At 72.2% G+C, this 17,507-nt stretch carries 13 protein-coding genes and 1 pseudogene; 3 read left to right on the plus strand and 11 right to left on the minus strand.

The window, feature by feature from the left end:
- Positions 1 to 124 precede the first annotated feature (124 nt).
- The 4 genes from ABZ484_RS29770 to ABZ484_RS29785 all read right to left on the minus strand — a co-directional run bounded on the left by ABZ484_RS29770 (position 125) and on the right by ABZ484_RS29785 (position 6,701).
- Positions 125 to 1,270: a DUF6596 domain-containing protein gene (locus ABZ484_RS29770; protein ID WP_358869019.1), complete on the minus strand. Its 1,146-nt coding sequence runs from the start codon at positions 1,268 to 1,270 to the stop codon at positions 125 to 127.
- Positions 1,270 to 1,683, minus strand: a complete 414-nt coding sequence (locus ABZ484_RS29775; RefSeq protein ID WP_030176125.1) for a YciI family protein — start codon at positions 1,681 to 1,683, stop codon at positions 1,270 to 1,272. Before ABZ484_RS29775 ends, ABZ484_RS29770 begins: the two co-directional genes overlap by 1 nt.
- 354 nt (positions 1,684 to 2,037) lie before the next feature.
- Positions 2,038 to 3,483, minus strand: a complete 1,446-nt coding sequence (locus ABZ484_RS29780; protein WP_358869020.1) for a HAMP domain-containing sensor histidine kinase — start codon at positions 3,481 to 3,483, stop codon at positions 2,038 to 2,040.
- 185 nt (positions 3,484 to 3,668) lie between these two features.
- Positions 3,669 to 6,701 (minus strand): glycosyl hydrolase, encoded by a 3,033-nt coding sequence (locus ABZ484_RS29785; RefSeq protein ID WP_358869021.1) that lies wholly within the window; start codon positions 6,699 to 6,701, stop codon positions 3,669 to 3,671.
- 220 nt (positions 6,702 to 6,921) lie between these two features.
- Here ABZ484_RS29785 and ABZ484_RS29790 point away from each other — a divergent pair, with 220 nt between their 5' ends.
- A complete protein-coding gene (locus ABZ484_RS29790; protein WP_358869022.1) occupies positions 6,922 to 7,767 on the plus strand; it encodes a patatin-like phospholipase family protein in 846 nt (281 codons plus the stop codon).
- 95 nt (positions 7,768 to 7,862) lie between these two features.
- On the opposite strand, the gene ABZ484_RS29795 is transcribed toward ABZ484_RS29790, so the two are convergent.
- Positions 7,863 to 8,750, minus strand: coding sequence for an NAD-dependent protein deacetylase (locus ABZ484_RS29795; RefSeq protein ID WP_358869023.1), 888 nt, complete (start codon positions 8,748 to 8,750; stop codon positions 7,863 to 7,865).
- Positions 8,751 to 9,173: 423 nt separating this feature from the next.
- Complete coding sequence (locus ABZ484_RS29800; RefSeq protein WP_358869024.1) at positions 9,174 to 9,821, minus strand: hypothetical protein; 648 nt, start codon at positions 9,819 to 9,821, stop codon at positions 9,174 to 9,176.
- A 523-nt stretch (positions 9,822 to 10,344) separates the two neighbouring features.
- Between ABZ484_RS29800 and ABZ484_RS29805 the strand changes: the two genes are divergently transcribed.
- On the plus strand, positions 10,345 to 10,989 hold the full coding sequence (locus ABZ484_RS29805) for a protein-L-isoaspartate(D-aspartate) O-methyltransferase (protein WP_358869025.1): 645 nt from the start codon (positions 10,345 to 10,347) through the stop codon (positions 10,987 to 10,989).
- Positions 10,990 to 11,097: 108 nt separating this feature from the next.
- Here the strand turns inward: ABZ484_RS29805 and ABZ484_RS29810 are convergent, their stop codons facing one another.
- A complete protein-coding gene (locus tag ABZ484_RS29810) occupies positions 11,098 to 12,594 on the minus strand; it encodes an MFS transporter (RefSeq protein ID WP_358869026.1) in 1,497 nt (498 codons plus the stop codon).
- 230 nt (positions 12,595 to 12,824) lie between these two features.
- On the opposite strand from ABZ484_RS29810, the gene ABZ484_RS29815 reads away from it, so the two are divergent.
- Entirely contained in the window at positions 12,825 to 13,652 is an 828-nt protein-coding gene (locus ABZ484_RS29815) for a class I SAM-dependent methyltransferase (protein WP_358869027.1), read from the plus strand.
- A gap of 78 nt (positions 13,653 to 13,730) precedes the next feature.
- Here ABZ484_RS29815 and ABZ484_RS29820 read toward each other — a convergent pair whose 3' ends face one another.
- The 4 genes and pseudogenes from ABZ484_RS29820 to ABZ484_RS29835 form a co-directional block, all read right to left on the minus strand.
- A complete protein-coding gene (locus ABZ484_RS29820; protein ID WP_358869028.1) occupies positions 13,731 to 14,597 on the minus strand; it encodes a hypothetical protein in 867 nt (288 codons plus the stop codon).
- Between the two features lie 343 nt (positions 14,598 to 14,940).
- On the minus strand, positions 14,941 to 15,237 hold the full coding sequence (locus ABZ484_RS29825) for a hypothetical protein (protein WP_358869029.1): 297 nt from the start codon (positions 15,235 to 15,237) through the stop codon (positions 14,941 to 14,943).
- 123 nt (positions 15,238 to 15,360) lie between these two features.
- A complete protein-coding gene (locus ABZ484_RS29830) occupies positions 15,361 to 16,968 on the minus strand; it encodes a S8 family serine peptidase (protein ID WP_358869030.1) in 1,608 nt (535 codons plus the stop codon).
- Positions 16,969 to 17,246: 278 nt separating this feature from the next.
- Positions 17,247 to 17,507, minus strand: a pseudogene (locus ABZ484_RS29835) (hypothetical protein); the annotation flags it as partial.

The following is a 17,507-nucleotide window of genomic DNA, read 5'->3' on the forward strand; positions in this document are numbered from 1 at the left end:
CTGCACTCCGACACACCACGATATCTCGATATCGGGTGTCGGCAGCGGCCGAGGAGCCGCGCCCGGCACCCGCCCGGTGGCCGCCGTGCTCCCCGGAAAGTGCTGGACATCCAGGGGCAGCCCGTCAGCGGCACCGGCGGGCGTTGAGCCGGGCGGCCTGGCGCGTCAGGTGGTCGCGCTCGGCCAGGTTGGGCGCCTTGTGGGCGGCCTCGGCGTACAGCCGTGCCGCCGTCGCCAGGTCTCCGTCGCGCTCGTGGAGGTAGGCCGCCACCGCGGCATGGCGGGGCAGTGAGGCGTCCAGCGCGGCGAGCGCCGCCAGCCCGGCGCGCGGCCCGTCGGCCTCGCCGACGGCGACCGCACGGTTGAGCCGGACGACCGGGCTGTCGGTCAGGCGGACCAGCTCGTCGTACCACTCGACGATCTGCACCCAGTCGGTTTCCTCGGCGGTGGGCGCGTCCGCGTGGAGAGCCGCGATGGCCGCCTGGGCCTGGAACTCGCCCAGCCGGTCGCGGGCGAGGGCCGCCTGGAGGATCTCGACGCCCTCGGCGATCGACTTCGTGTCCCAGCGGCTTCGGTCCTGCTCGGCGAGCGGCACCAGGCTGCCGTCCGGCGCGGTCCGGGCGGCGCGCCGGGCGTGGTGGAGCAGCATGAGGGCGAGCAGCCCCGCCACCTCGGGGTGGTCGATCGCGGCGGCCAGCTGCCGGGTGAGCCGGATGGCCTCGGCGGCGAGGTCGACGTCGCCGGAGTAGCCCTCGTTGAAGACGAGGTACAGGACGCGCAGCACGGTGGCGACGTCTCCGGGCCGGTCGAAGCGCACTCCGGAGACGGTGCGCTTGGCCCGGCTGATCCGCTGCGCCATGGTCGCCTCGGGCACCAGGTAGGCCCGGGCGATCTGGCGGGTGGTGAGCCCGCCGACGGCGCGCAGGGTGAGCGCGACCGCCGACGACGGGGTCAGCGACGGGTGGGCGCACAGGAAGTAGAGCTGAAGTGTGTCGTCCACCGCGGGCGCGGGCCCGGGCGCCGGCTCCTCTTCCACGAGGTCCTCACGCCGGCGGCGGGCGGCGTCCGAGCGGTGCGCGTCGAGGAACTTGCGCCAGGCCGCGGTGACCAGCCAGCCCTTCGCGTCCCGCGGCGGGTCGTCCGGCCAGACGCGCAGTGCCTCGACGAGCGCGTCCTGCACGGCGTCCTCGGCCGCCGCGAAGTCGGCTCCGCGGCGGACGAGGACGGTGAGCACGCTCGGCGTGAGGCTCCTCAGCAGGGCCTCGTTCATCAATGGCACTCGGCGATGCCGGGCGTCGCGGTCAGGAACGGGCGCAGCTCCAGCCACTCGTGGATCGGCTTGCCGCCCGCCCCGGGGGCGGCCGACAGCTCCCCGGCCAGCTCGACGGCGCGCTCGTGGCTGTCGACGTCGATGACCATCCAGCCGGCGATGAGGTCCTTGGTCTCGGCGAACGGCCCGTCGGTGACCGGCGGGCGCCCCTCACCGTCGTAGCGGACCCATGCTCCCTCGGGGGCGAGCGCCTGGCCGTCGACGAACTCCCCGGTCTTCTCCAGCCGTGCCGCGAAGTCGTTCATGTACTGGATGTGCGCCGAGATCTCCTCCGGCGTCCACTGGTCCATCGGCACGTCGTTCACGGCCGCCGGGGCGCCGCGGTAGTGCTTGAGCAGCAGGTACTTGGCCATGGGGGTACTCCTCGGTCCTGGTGCGACCCATTGTGGTCGCGTTCACCCCGGGGACGGAGCCGGCCACGGATTCTCGACATCGCCGCCCGAAATTTTTTTGACCGTGACGCGCCGTCCTGCGCCGGCTGGCTGTACGCCACGGCGGCCACGGCCTGCGCCGTCCTCTCGGGGCTCGGCCCCTGGCACTGGCAGCTGCGCTCCCCGGCGAGCCGCACCGGCACCGTGGAGGGCCGTTGGGGACTCACCGTCAGCGCGCCGGGAGACCCCGAACCGGTGCTGTTCGAGCCCGCCCGCCGCCGAGCGTGGGTCCTGTCCCGGCCCCGGAGCTTCGGTGCCACTCGACGACATCGCGCACTAAAGCTGACCACCTCGAGGGCCCCTCGTGTCCGTCGACTCCGGGGGCGGGGTGCGGGCGCCCGGGATCTGTACGACCGCCTCGGTGCCCCGGGTCTCGGCGGGCCGCAGGGTCACCGTGCCACCGGCCTCCTGGACCGCTTTCGCCACGATGGCCAGCCCCAGCCCGCTTCCCGGCAGACTCCGGGACGCGGGCGAGCGCCAGAAGCGGTCGAACACGTGCGGCAGCTCATCGGCGGCGATCCCCGGCCCTTGGTCGCGTACCGTGAGCCGGCCGTTGCCGAGCCGGAGGCTCACGACCGCTTCGGGGGGTGAGAACTTCACCGCGTTGTCGAGCAGGTTCACGATGGCGCGCTCAAGGGCGGCGGCATCGGCGATGACGTACCACTCTTCGAGGTCACTGGTGAACCGGACCTCGTTCCCCCGGGGTCTGACCCGCTCCAAGGCCCGCCGGGCCACCTCGTGCAGCGGAACGACGGCGTAGGGCGCCTTGCCCTGCTGAGCGTCGGACCGGGACAGCTCCTGGAGGTCGGCGATGAGGACGGCGAGTTCCCCGATCTGCGATTCCACGGAGTCGAGCAGGTCGTTCAATGCCCCTTGAGGAAGTTCCCGGCCCGATCTGAAGCTTTTCGCGAGCAGCTGGATGTTCGCCCGGAGCGAGGTCAGCGGGGTGCGCAATTCGTGTCCCGCGTCGGCGATGAGCTGCTGCTGGCTCTCCCGGGAGGCCGCGAGGGCTTCCGTCATGTCGTTGAAGCTCCTGGACAGCCGGGCGATCTCATCACCGCCGTCGACGGGTATCCGAACCGTCAGGTCCTGAGTGTGGGCGATGAGCTCCGCGACACGGGTCAGATGCTCGACCGGCTTCAGGCCGCCCCGGCTGACCGCGGCACCCGCGGTGGCCGCGCCGATGACGCCGACCCCCGCGAAACCCAGCAGGGACAGGGCGAGATTGTTCAGGGGTTTGTCGACCACGCCGAGAGGCTGGGCGATGGACACGGCGTATGCTCCGGAAAGCCTCGCGGGCATGGTGGGCCGGGTCGTCGAGACCCGCATTCTCTGCCCGCTCGCGGACACCGTGTCGTGTATCGCCGAACCGAGGAGTCCCCGTGCGACCGCGATGTCGGTGGCACGGATCTTCAGTTTCTTGTTGCCCGGCGCGACGCACGCCGTTCCGTCGGACGTGATGACCTGCACCACATAGGGGGTCGGTGTCTCATTTCGCTGTTCCGGCCCGTGCAGTTCGGCGCCGCACAGACTCAGCAGTTCCTGCACATATCCGGGCGACGCCTGGACGTTCCGCAGATTCGAGTCCAATTGATGGGTCAGCTGCTGCTTGGTGACCAGCCATGACGCTATCGCGACAGCACTGACGGCCACGGTCACCGCCACGGCGGCGGACAGCCCGAGCCTCAGCCGCAGGCTCAGACGCCGGTACGCGTTCCTCATGCCAGGAGTCCCCCGGATGTTCCTCGACCGCCCCTCACTCACAGGGGCAAGGGGGTACATGAGGAGGAGTGTGGAGCCCGATGATGAGAATCGGCTGAACCGCCCAGGCCACGAGCGCCGGCGTGTGTCGGCGTTCGTGGCCGTCGGACTCGGTGGTCAGCCGCCCGCTCGCGACGGCAGGGGTCTCACGCCACCGTCGCCTGGCCGTACGGCACCAGGCGGACCGGGCCGACGAGGCCGTAGGCCTGTCGTGTCGTCGTGCCGAACACGGCCGGGTTGGAGACGCGGAGCCGGTTGATCAGTGGGACGGCCACCTCGACCTCGATGGTGTTGGTGCCGCGGCGCAGCCACGGGCCGATGTCGAGGACGGGATGGACGCGGTCGACCGGGTCCGTCCGGGTGCCGTTGACGCTGACCCGGCAGGTGTCGCTGACCTGGCCGAGCTCCAGCATCGCGCCGGTGTCGCCCTGCCACGTGTCCGGCAGGGTCACGGTCGTGCGGTAGCGGCCGATGCCGCCCACGTCGGCCAGCTCCGTGATCTGCGACCAGGGAAGGAGCGCGTCGAGGGACAGCGTGTGCGTGACGGTGCGGGTGGTGGTCGCCCGGTCGCCGGGCTGCCAGTCCTCCACCTCCAGGGTCCAGTTGGCCGGGGTGACCGGGTCGGGCACCGCCGCGATCTTCGAGACGACCGTACGGCCCTGGGACAGGCGTGTGGTGAACGTGCCGGCGGCAGCGGCGCGGACGACCAGGCCGCCGTCGTCGGTGAACAGGGCCCGGTCGGCGTCGGTGGTCACGGCGTGCGGCCGGTTGCCGTGCCGGTCCCCGAACGATCCGGGCTTGGCCAGGGCGACGATCAGGGTCTCCCCGGGTTCCAGGGTCACCCGCAGGGTGACCGAGTCGCCGTCGTCGCCGTACTGCCCGAGGCGTACGGCCTTGCCGCTCCACGCGTCGAGCACGTAGGGCACCGTCGTACCGCCGTGCGTGCGGCGCAGCGTCACCTCGTGGTCGATCCGGGCGACGGGCGGCTTGACGTTCTCGGCGTGCTTGCCGTTGCACAGGTAGTAGAAGTCGGCGTCCGCGGTGACGCGGTGGGCGTTGAGCAGCGTGGAGGAGGTGCCGTGCACGACGTCGGGCGTCACCCCGAGCGCGGCGAGGGCATCGCCCACCAGGGTCTTGTCGGTCACGCGCCGTACGTTGGGCAGCGCGAGGAGCTCGTCGAGGACGCCCTGGAGTGCCGCGGTCTCACCGGCCGCCGGCACCCCCGGAGTCAGCGCCGCGTCGAACGCGCCGTACACGACGGTCGCCAGCCCCGCCTTCGCGAACTGCAGCAGCTTGCGGGCGTCCGCGAGGGCGAGCGTCGGGGTGGAGCCGTAGAAGAAGTCGCTCTCCAGGAACAGCGCCTTGTACGCGGGACCCTCCGGAGCGAGCCGGCCACCGCGGACGGTGGCGCCCGGGAGGTCGAGCAGCGGGCTGCTGAGGAACTGGTGGGTCCAGCCCAGTGGCACGCCGGTGGAGGTCAACCAGGAGGCGCCGATGCCGGTGGCCGAGTACCCGGTCTGCCGGAACACGGCCACGTCCGCCCGCGCGGTGCCGGACTGAAGGACGCGGTGGACGCGCCCCAGGTAGCCGGAGACGTCCTCGGCGTGCCGCCATGTGGGCTGCCGGGGTCCCCAGGACTCGCCGTAGCCCGGGGCGCCGTTGTACGGGCTGAACGCGGCGAAGCCGGGCCAGCTCACGCCGGGCACGGTGGCGTAGGAGAAGCCGTGCAGCACCGTCTGGTTGACGCCCGCCGCGTACGCCCCGCCCATGGTGCGCAGGATCCGGTCCCAGGTGGTGCTGTAGGCCGTGCCCGCGTACGCGCCCGCCTCGCAGGACAGCACCCGGTGACCGGCCATGTCACGGCCGCCGGCCAGACAGCGGTAGTCATCCAGGTTCTTGAAACCGAGCGACTCGCCCTCGGGGATGTCGAGGAGGGCTGCGGAGGCGATGGAGTCGGTCTGCAGACCGTACGGCTGTGACCGCAGCGACATGCCCAGGCCGTGCGCCCAGTCGCGCAGGGCGGCGATGTGGTGGCGGTTGAAGAGGACCGACACGGTCTCCCAGAAGTCGTGCTGAATCTGGCGGGTCAGTTCCGCCTCGAAGGCGAAGACCTGGTTGCTGTTGTCGAGCACGATCGCCGGGAGGTACGGCGCGAGGGCCCGGCCGGTGTGCTCCTCGAAGGCCTTGGGCAGGTCCGGCGTCCATTGCAGGCCCTTGGTCTCCAGCTCGATGGAGTCCTCGAAGAAGGCGCCACCGGCGGCCCTCAGCAGCTGCTCCACCTCTCGGGTGAGGACGTTGTCCTCCCAGTAGCGGGTGATCGCGGCGGTGCCGGCGGCGCTGAAGTGGTCGACGACGTAGGCGGCGGGGGAGGAGTGCGGGCCGCCCTCGGGCTGCTGGGCCGAACCGCGCTGCCAGTAGGAGAGCACCACCCAGTCGCCGTCGGCGGGCGCGGTCCAGGTGAGGCTGCCGCCGCTGACGCGATCGGTCAGGTCGGTGACGGAGCCGGCGTCGAGGCCGGTCTCCTTGCGGGTGGAGTTGGCGGTGTTCACCCGTGCCGCCTGGACGGCGACGAGTCGCTGCTCCGTGACGCCGGAGGCCGCCGCGTGCACCGGGGCCGGGACCGGCCCGTCGTAGGTGGCGCCGCCGGCCAAGGCGGCCTTGCCGTAGGCGAGTTCCTTGGCCGCGGCGTCGTCCTGCGGAGTGACGCCGGGGACGGCGGCCGGCCAGCTCGGGCCGATGGTCAGGTCGATGGTGAGCCCCCGGCGCGCGGCCCGCCGCAGGGCGGCCTCGACGCCGTCCCGCCACGGCTTGCTGCCCCAGCCGTGGCGGGCGGTGTCCAGGACCGAGGCGTCGCTGACGCTGTGGTGCACGGCGGCGATCTCGGCGCCCCCGAAGCCGGCGTCGGCCATCTGGTCGATCTCACGGGCGACTTCGTCGGGGTCGACCAGGCCGTCCGGCCACCACCAGCGGAACTTGGGGCGGACCGCGCGGGCCGGCCGGGCGAACCAGTCGGCGTCGAGGGCCGCGTCCGTGGCCGGGGGCGTGGCGGAAGCCGCGGTGTCCGCCGCCGCGGCCGGCGACGGAGCCGGACCGAGGGCGACCGTGGCCCCCGCGACCAGACCGGCCGCCAGCACCGTACGGCGTCTTGTTCCGCGCCCTTGCGAAAGGGATTCGTGCATGATGTTCCGCCCCAAAGCTGTTACTGGTGAGTCAAGTGATTGAATCGTTTCAATCATGGTGAGTGCCGGAACGCTAAGTCGGCGGGGACAGTGGCGTCAAGATCCGTGACAACCGTCAGGGTCGGATCCTGAGCCCCTGAACACACCCCGCTCGACCCCGGTCCCGCCCCACCGACGCACTAGGGTTCACACGACAACATCGGCGGTCGAGGGGGCGGTCATGTCGGAGGCATTGGTTCTCGGGGGCGGCGGTGTCGGGGGGATCGCATGGATCACGGGGCTGCTCGCCGGGCTGATGGACGCGGGGCAGGACGTCATCGGAGCCGAGCTCGTCGTGGGAACCTCCGCCGGCTCGACCGTGGCGGCCCAGCTGGGCAGCGGGCTGACTCTGGAGGAGCTGTACGCCCGGCAGGTGGATCCCGCGCTTCAGGCAGCCGAGATCATGGCCGAGATGGATCTGGAGCGCTTCGCCGCGGACCTCGGCGCGGCGCTCGGCGACGCCGTCGGTGCCGAGGAGATGCGGCGCAGGGTCGGTGAGGTCGCGCTCCGCGCCGCGACCGTTCCGGAGCCGGAACGCCGGGCGGTCATCGAGTCGCGGCTGCCGTCGCACACATGGCCCGCGCGGGAACTGAAGATCGTGGCGGTGGACGCGGACAGCGGCCGGCCGCGCGTGTTCGACAAGGAGTCCGGGGTCGGCCTGGTGGACGCCGTCGCCGCGAGCTGCGCGGTCCCCGGGGTCTGGCCGCCCGTGACGATCCAGGGCCGCAGGTACGTCGACGGCGGCGTCCGGTCCATCGCCAACGCCGACTACGCGGTCGGCGCGTCCCGTGTGCTGGTGATCGTGCCGATGGGAGCGGCCGAGCCTTTCCCCAGCGACAAGCCGCTGGAGCAGGCGGTGGAGGAACTGCGTGCGCGGGGTGCCGAGGTCGCGCTCGTGGAACCGGACGAGGCGTCACGCGCCGCCGTCGGCGACAACCCGCTGGACCCGGCCACCCGCCGGCCGGCCGCCGAGGCCGGGCGCCGGCAGGGGCGCGGACTGACGATCGAGTGGAACCGCGCACGGTGACGCGCGCGAAGCCCGGAACGATGCGTCCCCTTCCCCCGGGAGCCGGGAGCCGGGAGCCGGGAGTCGGAAGATGCGGGGGCCGCGGGATGCGGACGTCAGCGGACCCCGAGGCGTTCGGTCAGCTCGGTGAGCGCCTTGCCCAGCGGCAGTGCCACGTGCGCGTGCGCCATGTCATCGCCTCGCGTCGGGCCGAGGTTGATGATGGCGACGGGCTTGCCGTCCTTCGCGGCGCGCCGCACGAACCGCAGCCCCGACAGCACGGCCAGCGACGAACCGAGGACGAGAAGCGAGTCCGCGGCGTCGACCAGGTCGAGGCAGCGCTGCGTGCGGTGCCTGGGCACGTTCTCGCCGAAGAACACGACATACGGCTTGAGCACGCCGCCGCATCGCTCGCACGGCACGACGCGGAACATGTCGACGAGCCCGTCGGGCAGCTCGATGTCGCCGTCGGGGTTGACGGGCAGTCCGGCGGCGCCCTGCGCGGAGAGGAACTCCCCGTTGGCGGCGAGCAGTCGGGCGTCGAGGTCGTCGCGAGGGCCGATCGTCCCGCAGTCGAGGCAGACGACACGGTCCAGGCTGCCGTGCAGTGCGACGGCGTCCCTCGTCCCGGCGGCCTGGTGCAGCCCGTCGACATTCTGTGTGATCACGGCGCCTACGTGCCCGGAGGCGCGCAGCGCCTGTACGGCGTGGTGCCCGGCGTTGGGCCGGGCGGCGGCGATGGCGCGGCGCCCGACATAGCCGCGAGCCCAGTAGCGGCGCCGGTTCGCCTCGTCCGAGACGAAGTCCTGGTAGGTCATGGGGGAGTGCCGTCGGTGCCGCCCGGTCACGCCCCGGTAGTCGGGGATGCCGGACTCGGTGGAGATCCCGGCTCCGCTCAGTACGACCACCCCGCCGGCGGCGAGCTGCCCGGCGATCTCGTCCATCCCGCCCGCGGGACGAACACCGGTGTCGGGTACGGGACCGACGATGGGACGCATGCGCATACAGGCAGCTTAGGTGCGTCGTGACCTCGGTGGGGCGGCCGGCGGGCGGCGACGCCGCCGCTGGGGGTCCCCACGCCCTTGAGACGGTGGCGGAGTGCATGCCGACCCCGCGGGCCGCGCCGTGATCGGCCGGACAACCCCTGGCATGGCCTGGCAGGCGCGTGGCTCCTCCGGCCGGGGCCGGCTGTCGGCCCGAGCGGGGCGCTCCAAGGCGCGGTCCTCCGGGCGAGGCCCCCCCGGGCGAGGCCCCCGGCGAGGCCACCGGGCGAGGCCCCCGGCGGGGCCCTCGGGCGGGGCCCAAGACGAGAACCCCGGCGCGATTACGGCGCGCCGGGGTTCTGTGTCGTGTGTCTGCTTGCAGGGCCCCGGCCCGATTACGGCGGGCCGGGTTCTGCTTGCTCGGTCTCCTGCGGTGCGGCTGGATCAGTCGTCGCCGTTGTCGCCACCACGGTCGCCGCCGTTGTCGCCACCGTGGTCGCCGCCGTTGTTGCCACCGCGGTCGCCACCGCGGTCGCCACCACGGTCGCCGCCGTGGTCGCCACCACGGTCGCCGCCGTAGTCGTCGTCGTGACGGTCGATGACCCGGAAGCTGCCGACCACTCCGTGCTTGACGTGCACGCCCTTGACGTCCTTGGGCGTCACACCGAAGCTGGTGCTGTGCGGGCCGACGGTGGCGATGGGCGCGCCGTTGTCGCAGGTGAGGCCGCGGAAGACCTCGACGGTCTTGCGGCTGTCGTTGCGGATGTTCAGGCTCGTGGAGCCCAGGCCGCTGACGATGACGGCGCAGCCCCGCGTGTGGGCCGAGAAGGACCGCTCGTTGATGTGGATCCAGCCCCGGTCCTCGTGGCGCTTGCCGCCGTGGTTCTCGTGGTTGTTGTTGCCCTCGTTGCCCTTGCTGTTGTTGTTGTTTCCGGTTTCGCCGCCCATGGGAGCCTGGGCGGGGGCCTGCTGGACCGCGGCGGGGGCGGCCTCGGGCGCGGAGGCGGCCGAGGCGTAGGTGATGCCGGTCGCGGCCAGGGCCGCGGCGGCCGCGAGACCCGCGGTGATCGCGTGGGAGCGGTTCATGATCATGGCACTGCTTCTCCTGTCTCCAATTCAGAGAGTCCGGCATTGGCGGCCGGTGTGATCGAACGTAATGACGCCCTCCATCGCTGTCATTTCGGGCAGAACGGAAGTGCCGACGGGACAGGGCTGATCGGGGTATTCCGGCGCCCGCGCACCGCCTGATCCGGAACTGACGTGATCTCAAATCCCCGAAGAATTTGGCAGATTGACTGACAATTAGTCCTTCGAGGTGATCTCCTGACGCCTCCTCACCCCTGGCGGAGGCGGGTCGCTGCTTGACACGCGGGCTGCCGTACGTCACAGGAGGCCGCGCGACCGCCGGCGTCCCCGTGTGCGGGCGGGCCGGGGCGGCGGTGGGATCTCCGACTCGTCCTCGGCGCGGGCAGGGCCCCAGGACACCCGATTGAGCAGGTCGGCGGGGCGTTGGACAATGTCCGGGACAGAAGGAGGAGCGTCCGGGCCGGAAGGCCTTCGGCGCCGGGTCCGACGGCACAGGCTCCCTCCGGCCGGCTCACGGAAGACAGCGGACATGACCGAAGCCGCCCCTCCGTCCGAGGCACTCGTGCGGGCCGTTCGAGAGGCCGGCGTCACCGACGAGCGTCTGCTCCAGGCCGTACGGGCGACGCCCCGCGCGGCCTTCGTCCCCACCGGCCACCAGGAGCAGGCCTACGACGACGTACCCCTCCCGATCGGGCACGCGCAGGTGACCACACAGCCCTCGCTCTCCGCCATGATGATCGAGGGCCTTGGCCTGAGCGGGGACGAGCACGTGCTGGAGATCGGTACCGGCCTCGGCTTCCAGACCGCGCTGCTCGCCCGGTTGGCCGCGGATGTCGTGACCATCGAGATGTGGCCGGACATCGCGGAGGAGGCACGGCGCAACCTCGCCCGGCAGGGGATCGGCAACGTCGAGCAGCGCGTCGGGGACGGCAGCGGCGGGGTGCCGGACCGCGCCCCGTACGACGCGGTCATCGTGTCCGCCGCGTTCCCGGAGGTACCCGTGCCGCTGGCCGGACAACTGCGCCCGGGCGGCCGACTGGTGCAGCCCGTCGGGCCGGGCGGCCACGACCAGGTCGTGTCCTTCCTGCGCACGGCGACGGGGCTGGAGCGCGAGCGCGTCCTCACCCCCGCGCATTTCGTCCGCCTGCGGGGGCGGTACGGGTTTCCTGCCTAGGGGGTGTCCAGCCGGCGCGATCACGGCCGCACCCGTCACGGGTCCGTGCGGCGCGGGTGGCATCGGCCGGCGGATGGGTGCCCGGGCGGTGCCGGGCACCCCGAAGGGTCATCCGGTGGCGGCCGGTATCCGTTCCCGGACCAGGGAGTAGAGCACCACCGAGACGGCCATCACACCGGCCGCGGTGAAGACGCCGGGGGCCCAGCTGCCGGTGGCGTCCCGCAGGACACCGCTGACCACCGGGCTCGCCACCGCTCCGATCTCGGCGACGAGGTTGAACAGGCCGAAGAGGGAACCGCGGTGCTCCTCGGCGGCCAGGTCGCCCAGCATGCTGTGCACGATGGGCTGCAGGGCGTTGAAGAAGAGGCCCGAGCAGAACAGGCACAGGCCGAGCAGCAGCAGGGACGGCTTGTCCGCGAGCAGACTCGCGCCGAACGCGGCGGCCAGCAGGGTGTGGACCACGGCGCAGGTCACCGCGAGGGGTTTGCGGCCCTTGCCGGCACGTACGCGGCGGTCGGCGATCCAGCCGCCCACGGGGAAGCCGATGATGCCGGCGCCCGCGTTGAACGCGGCGGTGAGGGCGGCGGAGGTCAGGCTGCTGTGGGCGGCCTCGGCGACGATCTGCACCGACCAGAACGAGAAGAACCACAGGTTCCACATGACCGCTATGAAGCCGATGTAGACCAGCCACACATTGCGGTTGAGCAGGGCCGCCGCATGTCCGGCCCGCACGATGCCGCGGACCACGATCGTGACCATCGCCGCGAAGAGCACGCCCGAGCCGATCGCGGTGAGCCACTCGGACCAGCCGAACGCGTCGGCGGCCAGGAAGAGGGCGATGATCGCGACGGCGGCCGGTATCGAGTAGGCGATCAGCCGCCGCACGGGTGCCCCGAGCCGGAGCGGGCTGTCGCCTCGGGCCCGGAAGAAGGCCCAGGTCGCCGCCGCCACGAGCAGGGAGCAGACGCCGAACACGTACAGCGGCATGCTCCACGCCCGGCCGCCCATGTCCCACGAGCCGGCGCCCCAGTCGATGAGATGGGGCGTGGCCAGGATGCCCACGGTCAGGCCGATCGACAGACCGGACAGGACCACTCCGAGCCCCAGCGTGCGACGTGCGGGCGGGGTGTGAGTGATGATCAGCACCCGGTCGTTGGAGTAGAAGACGCCCTCGCCCAGCCCGGTGAGCACCCGGGCCACCACGAACCCGATCAGCCCGCCGGCCAGCCCCGACGCCAGGGTCATCAGCCCGGCCCAGAGCAGCGAGACGACCAGCATCTCCCGGTGCCCGTAGCGGTCGCCGAGGCGTCCGCCCGCGTACTGGGTGAGCATGTAGCCGGTGAAGAACATCGACCCGATCAGGCCGCCCAGCGCGGCCGGATGCGAGGTGTCGCCGATGAAGCCGGCCTTGTTCTCGATCATCCAGGAGATCACCGGGCCGGTCACCGTGCGGTCGGCGTAACTGACCAGCCAGCCGAAGAGCAGGAAGCCCCACAGATGGGTGTGGTGCCCGGAGAAGACCGACCGGCCGGCGGTGCCGGCCGACGGGCGGGCCGGCGCGGCGGTGCCGGTGCCGGTGCCGTTGGGCAGGGTGGGATCCGTCATTGCGTCCCCCTTGACGCGGAAGTGCCGACCGTACAGCGGGGTCGGAAAGCGCTTGCTATGAGCTGTTGCCCGTCAAGATTGCAGCAGTGACCCCGCAGGTCAACGGTTGACTTCACGGGCACGCGGAGATAAGGGAACGCGGACGGGCCGCGCGGGAGCGGCCCGGTCGTCCACGCGTCCGCGTCAGACCAGTGGCGTCCCCGTGGCCGCACCGCATAGCTTGTGTGGTCATGCCCGGTGATCCGAAGACGCCGCCGAACCGACCCGGCCTCGGTCGGCTGTTCGACGAGGTGCCGGAGCTCTACGACCGGGTCCGGCCGGGATACCCCGACGAGCTGTTCGCGGACCTCGCCGACGTCACCGGCCTGGACGAGACGTCGGCGGTCCTGGAGGTCGGCTGCGGTACGGGTCAGGCGACGCGTTCGCTGGCAGCGCTCGGATGTCCGGTGACCGCCGTCGAGCCGGGCGAGGGAATGGCCGCGCTGGCTCGCCGGAGAACCGCCGGCTTCCGCAACGTCCGCATCGAGACGTCGACGTTCGAGGAGTGGGACGACCGAGGCAGACGCTTCGACGTGCTCGTGGCCGCGTCCTCATGGCACTGGGTCGACCCGGCGATCGGCTGGCGGCGAGCCTACGACGTGCTGCGTCCCGGAGGCTGGACGGCGCTGCTCGGCAATGTCGTCGTCCGCCGGCCGGGAGAGCCGGAGGTGTACGCCGAGACCGCCGACCTCCACGAGCGGTTCAGTCCCGGGAACCCGGGCTGGGGGCATCCGCCGCTGGAGGACGACGTGCGCGGCACCGACGAGGGCTGGGGACTGGTCGACGACCCCGGTGGCCTGTTCGGACCGACCGTCGTGCGCTGGTACCCGGCCGTCCAGTGGCTCGACGCGGACGGCTTCGCCGATCTCCTCCGCTCGACGTCCCTGTACCGAGGCCTCGACCGGGACGTCCGCGAGCCCCTGCTCGACGCCGTCGCCGAGCGCATCCGCACGCGCATGGGCGACCGGGTGCCGCGTCGCTACCTGAGCGTTCTCCGCGTCGGCCGGCGCGCCGGGTGAGCACGGACCGCACCGCACCGCCGGTCGGCATGCCGTCCGCACCGCACGCCGGCACGCCGTCCGCGTGACGCGGCCTTTCTACGGTGTGAGGGCGGTGGTCCGGCGTTCCTGCGCCTGGGCGTAGGCCATCAGGCCGAGCAGAACGGCGAGCAGCAGCGCGGAGGACCCCGTGGTGCCGAGGTCCAGGCCGCCCTGGGCGGTCGGCTTGGTGAGGAAGTCGCCGGCGGTGGCGCCCAGCGGACGGGTGAGGACGAAGGCGATCCAGAACAGCAGCACGTTCGGGACCGCGGGCACTTTCATCAGCACCGCGAGTACGGCGAGCACCCCGGCCACGAGCAGGGCACCGCCGGCGTAGCCGAGGCCGGAGCTGTCGGACAGGTAGTCGCCCATGGAGGTGCCGAGAGTGTTGGAGACGAGGATCGCCGACCAGAACAGGGCCTCACCCCTGAAGGTGACGATGTCGCGGATCTGGAACGTCATCCCGCTCAGCCTCCAGGCGAGGAAGACGGCCAGGAGGATCGAGACCAGGATCGCCGCTCCGGCCGGGTAGCCCAGGCCGAGGCCCTGCGGGCCCCAGCCGAGCGACGTGGCCCCGCCCTGAAGGTACTTCGCGCTGGCGTCGCGGTTCATGAAGTCGGACATCGTGGTGCCGGCCATGCTGGTCGACAGGATCACGGTCCAGTAGAAGAACGGGTTGTAGCGGCTCGAGCGCAGCTGGACCACCAACGTCACCACGAAGATCAGGAAGAGGGCGATCGTGGTGAGGAAGTAGCCGAGCTTCAGGGTCTGCGCGAAGAGGTCGCCCGCCGTCTCGCCCAGGGTGGTCGCGGCGATCTTCATGACCCAGAACGCCACGGTGACCTCGGGCAGCTTCTTCATCACCGACTTGGCCGTACGCGACGTGCCCGCCGCGTCGAGGCCGGTGAGAACCTCCTGTTTGCTCACTTCACCCGCTCCTGTCCGGTCGTACGGCGGACAGGGCACCCGCTCGAAGAGGCGGATGCCCTGAGATGAACCGGCCGCCGGCTGCGGCCGGGACCGCCGACCCCGGCAGAGCGGGTCCGCACGGCTCCTGAACGTCACTGTTCCCGCGACGCGGGCGGTACCTTCCTTCGCCTGCTCCGGTCCGGTGACGTCCTTACGGGTGATGGGCACGGAGACGACACGGGTGACGGGCACGGAGACGACCCGTCGGCGCCGGCCGATCGTCCCCGGCCGGGTCGCTCCCCGGACGGAACCGGCCACGGAGCGGCGCCCGTGCCGCCCTGTGCCGCACCTGCGTCACTCTTCACGACCGGCGGCCGATCTCCGGCCGTATCTCCACCGTGAAGACCGCGTCCGCGTCGGGGCCCTCCTCGCCGCGCCAGACGAGGACGCGTACGTGCTGGACGTCGGGCGCGGCGTTCGTCTTCCATTCGGCCACCAGGGCCGTGGCGACGAGGGCGGCGGCGTACTCGGCGTCCTCGGCGGGATCGTCGGTGGTGATCGTCCCGCGCCATCGTCCGGGGTCACGGCTGTAGGGCCGCCAGCCCTCCGAGCCGTGCGGTTCGTCCACCCGGTACACCCAGTCCGTCTCGGTGCCCATACACCGATCCTGCCACCGAGCCCGCGGAGGGAGGCGGCAGGGGCGGTCCAGGCGGTCGAGCACCGCCGACGGCACCCGCTCCCGGTTCGGGGCGGGTGCCGTCGTGTGCCCGTCCGCACGGTTCTAGCCGGCCACGGACGAGGCGTAGGAGGACGAGGAGGGACCGGGCTGCACTCCGGGGGTCAGGCCGAGGGCGACGAGGGCATCGGGCAGGCCGCGTCCGACGCGTGCCGCGTCCACCGTTCCCGGCGCGGTCAGGGGCCGGCAGCTGGCCGAGATGATGTCGAACAGATGCTGCACCCGGCCCGGCCCGCGGGGCAGCAACTGGCCGTGGAAGTTCTCGTGGTGGGCGAGGACGAGGGCCGCGAGTCCGGCGATGTGGGCGGAGGCCGTGCCGGTGCCGTCGAGGGCCGTGTATCCGCCGTGCGGCGCGCACGAGAGGACCGCCACGCCGGGCGCGGCCGCGTCGACCCCGGGACCGTGACAGCCGAACGGGGCGGCGAACAGTCCTTCCGGTGTCAACTGCGGTCCGCAGTGGGTGGCTTGGGAGGTGTCCCGCGGGTAGGAGCCGTAGACGCCCAGCGCGCCCACGGCGAACACGGTCGGCAGTGAGCCCGGGAACGCGGTCGGCCCGCCGCTGTCGCCGGCCGGGGCGACGCAGGCGATGCCCGCCGCGGTCGCGTCGGCGAGCTTGCGTGCGACCAGCGCCGAGGCGTACGGGGCGGTCACCGCGATGTGGGCGATGTCGACCTCCCGCTCGATGCAGTGGTCCAGGGCGGCGATCAGGTCGCTGAAACGCCCGTCGGGCAGCACCTGGCACACCTCGATCTCCGCGTCGACCGCGATGCCGATGACTCCCTTGCCGGTGTCCGCTCCGGCGATGACGCCCGCCGCGTGCGTGCCGCTGCCCACCGCGTCGTTCGCCCAGCCGTCCTCCGTCCCGCGGACGAAGTCGGCACCCGAACGCACCCGCTCCTTGAGATCGGGGTGCTCGGCACTGACGCCCGAGCCGATGAGCGCGATCCTGATGCCGAAGGCACGGAACGTGGGCGGCAGCCGGTCGAGCCGCATGGCCTGCTGGCCCCAGCCGTACTGCTGCCGCTGCTCGAGTTCCGGGTACACCTCGGCCAACGGGGTGAGGGTGACCAGGTTCTCCTGGGCCGCCGAAAGGTCGGGGCGCGGGATCCAGCGGTCCGCGTACCCGCTCGCGGGGCGCACGTACAGGGACTGGACGGACCGCTCGGTCTCGGTCGCCAGTGAGACGGTGACCATGCCGTCGGCCCCGGTGACACCCTGGCACGGCCAGGCCGACCCGATCAGGAACACCCCCGCACCGGCCAGCGGTTCGCCGTCCGGACCGCAGACGCGCAGCGAGATCTCGACCGGTCGGTCCAGTGGCATGACCAGTCCCGGATCGCGCAGCGGCAGCATGCCCGGGGTCTGCGCGGTGACGGGGCCCGCCGAGGACAGGGGCAGGGTTGCGGACAGGGGCAGATCGGGTTCGATGTGCACCGGCAGCGATCGCATCGCCGGCACCTGGGCCTCTGCCACCTCGACGACCGCGATCTCCGGGCAGGAGGGGTGCACTCCCGCCGACCGGAGCTTCTCGGGCGTCCTGAGTCTGCGCACCACCGTGACCTCGGGCATCCGCTCCAACGCGTCGCACACCGCGTCCATGCCGAGTTCGGGAACCCCGGGTGGGAGCAGATGCTGCGGCAGCGGCGTCACCATGTACCGCTCCCGGCGTGGCCGCACCGCGATCGGTGCCGGCGCGCCCTTCTCACGTGGCCCCGCTTCTTTGCCCGCGGGTCCCGGTCCTCCGGCCCCCGCGCCCCCGGACCCGCTCTCGCGGTTGTTCCCGGGCCTTTCCTTGACCATTGCGTCCACCTTCACCACGGCTGTGTCGTCCTTGTGCTCCTGATCCGGTGCGGGGGCGGCTCGCGCTTCCACGGTGATGCGGTGTGCCCGGGAACCGGTCCTGGGCACACCGCATCGCGCGCCGCCGGGTGTCAGCCGATGCCGAAGGGCTGGCCACCCATCGGGCCCATGCCGTAGCCGGGCTGCTGGTACTGCGGGTACGGCTGGCCGAACGACTGCGGGCCGTACCCGCCGCCCCACTGCTGCTGGCCGCCGTGCTGGCCCTGACCCTGCTGGCTCTGCTGGAGCAGGGTCACGATCGCGGTCGGCAGCGCCTGCTGCACCGACTGCTCCACCGCGTGGCGGATGCCGGTGTGCAGCGTGTGGTGCAGCGCGAGGGCGAGGTACGGGTG

It is taken from the genome of Streptomyces sp. NPDC006393 (assembly GCF_040628575.1).
In the GTDB taxonomy this organism is placed as follows: Bacteria; Actinomycetota; Actinomycetes; order Streptomycetales; family Streptomycetaceae; genus Streptomyces.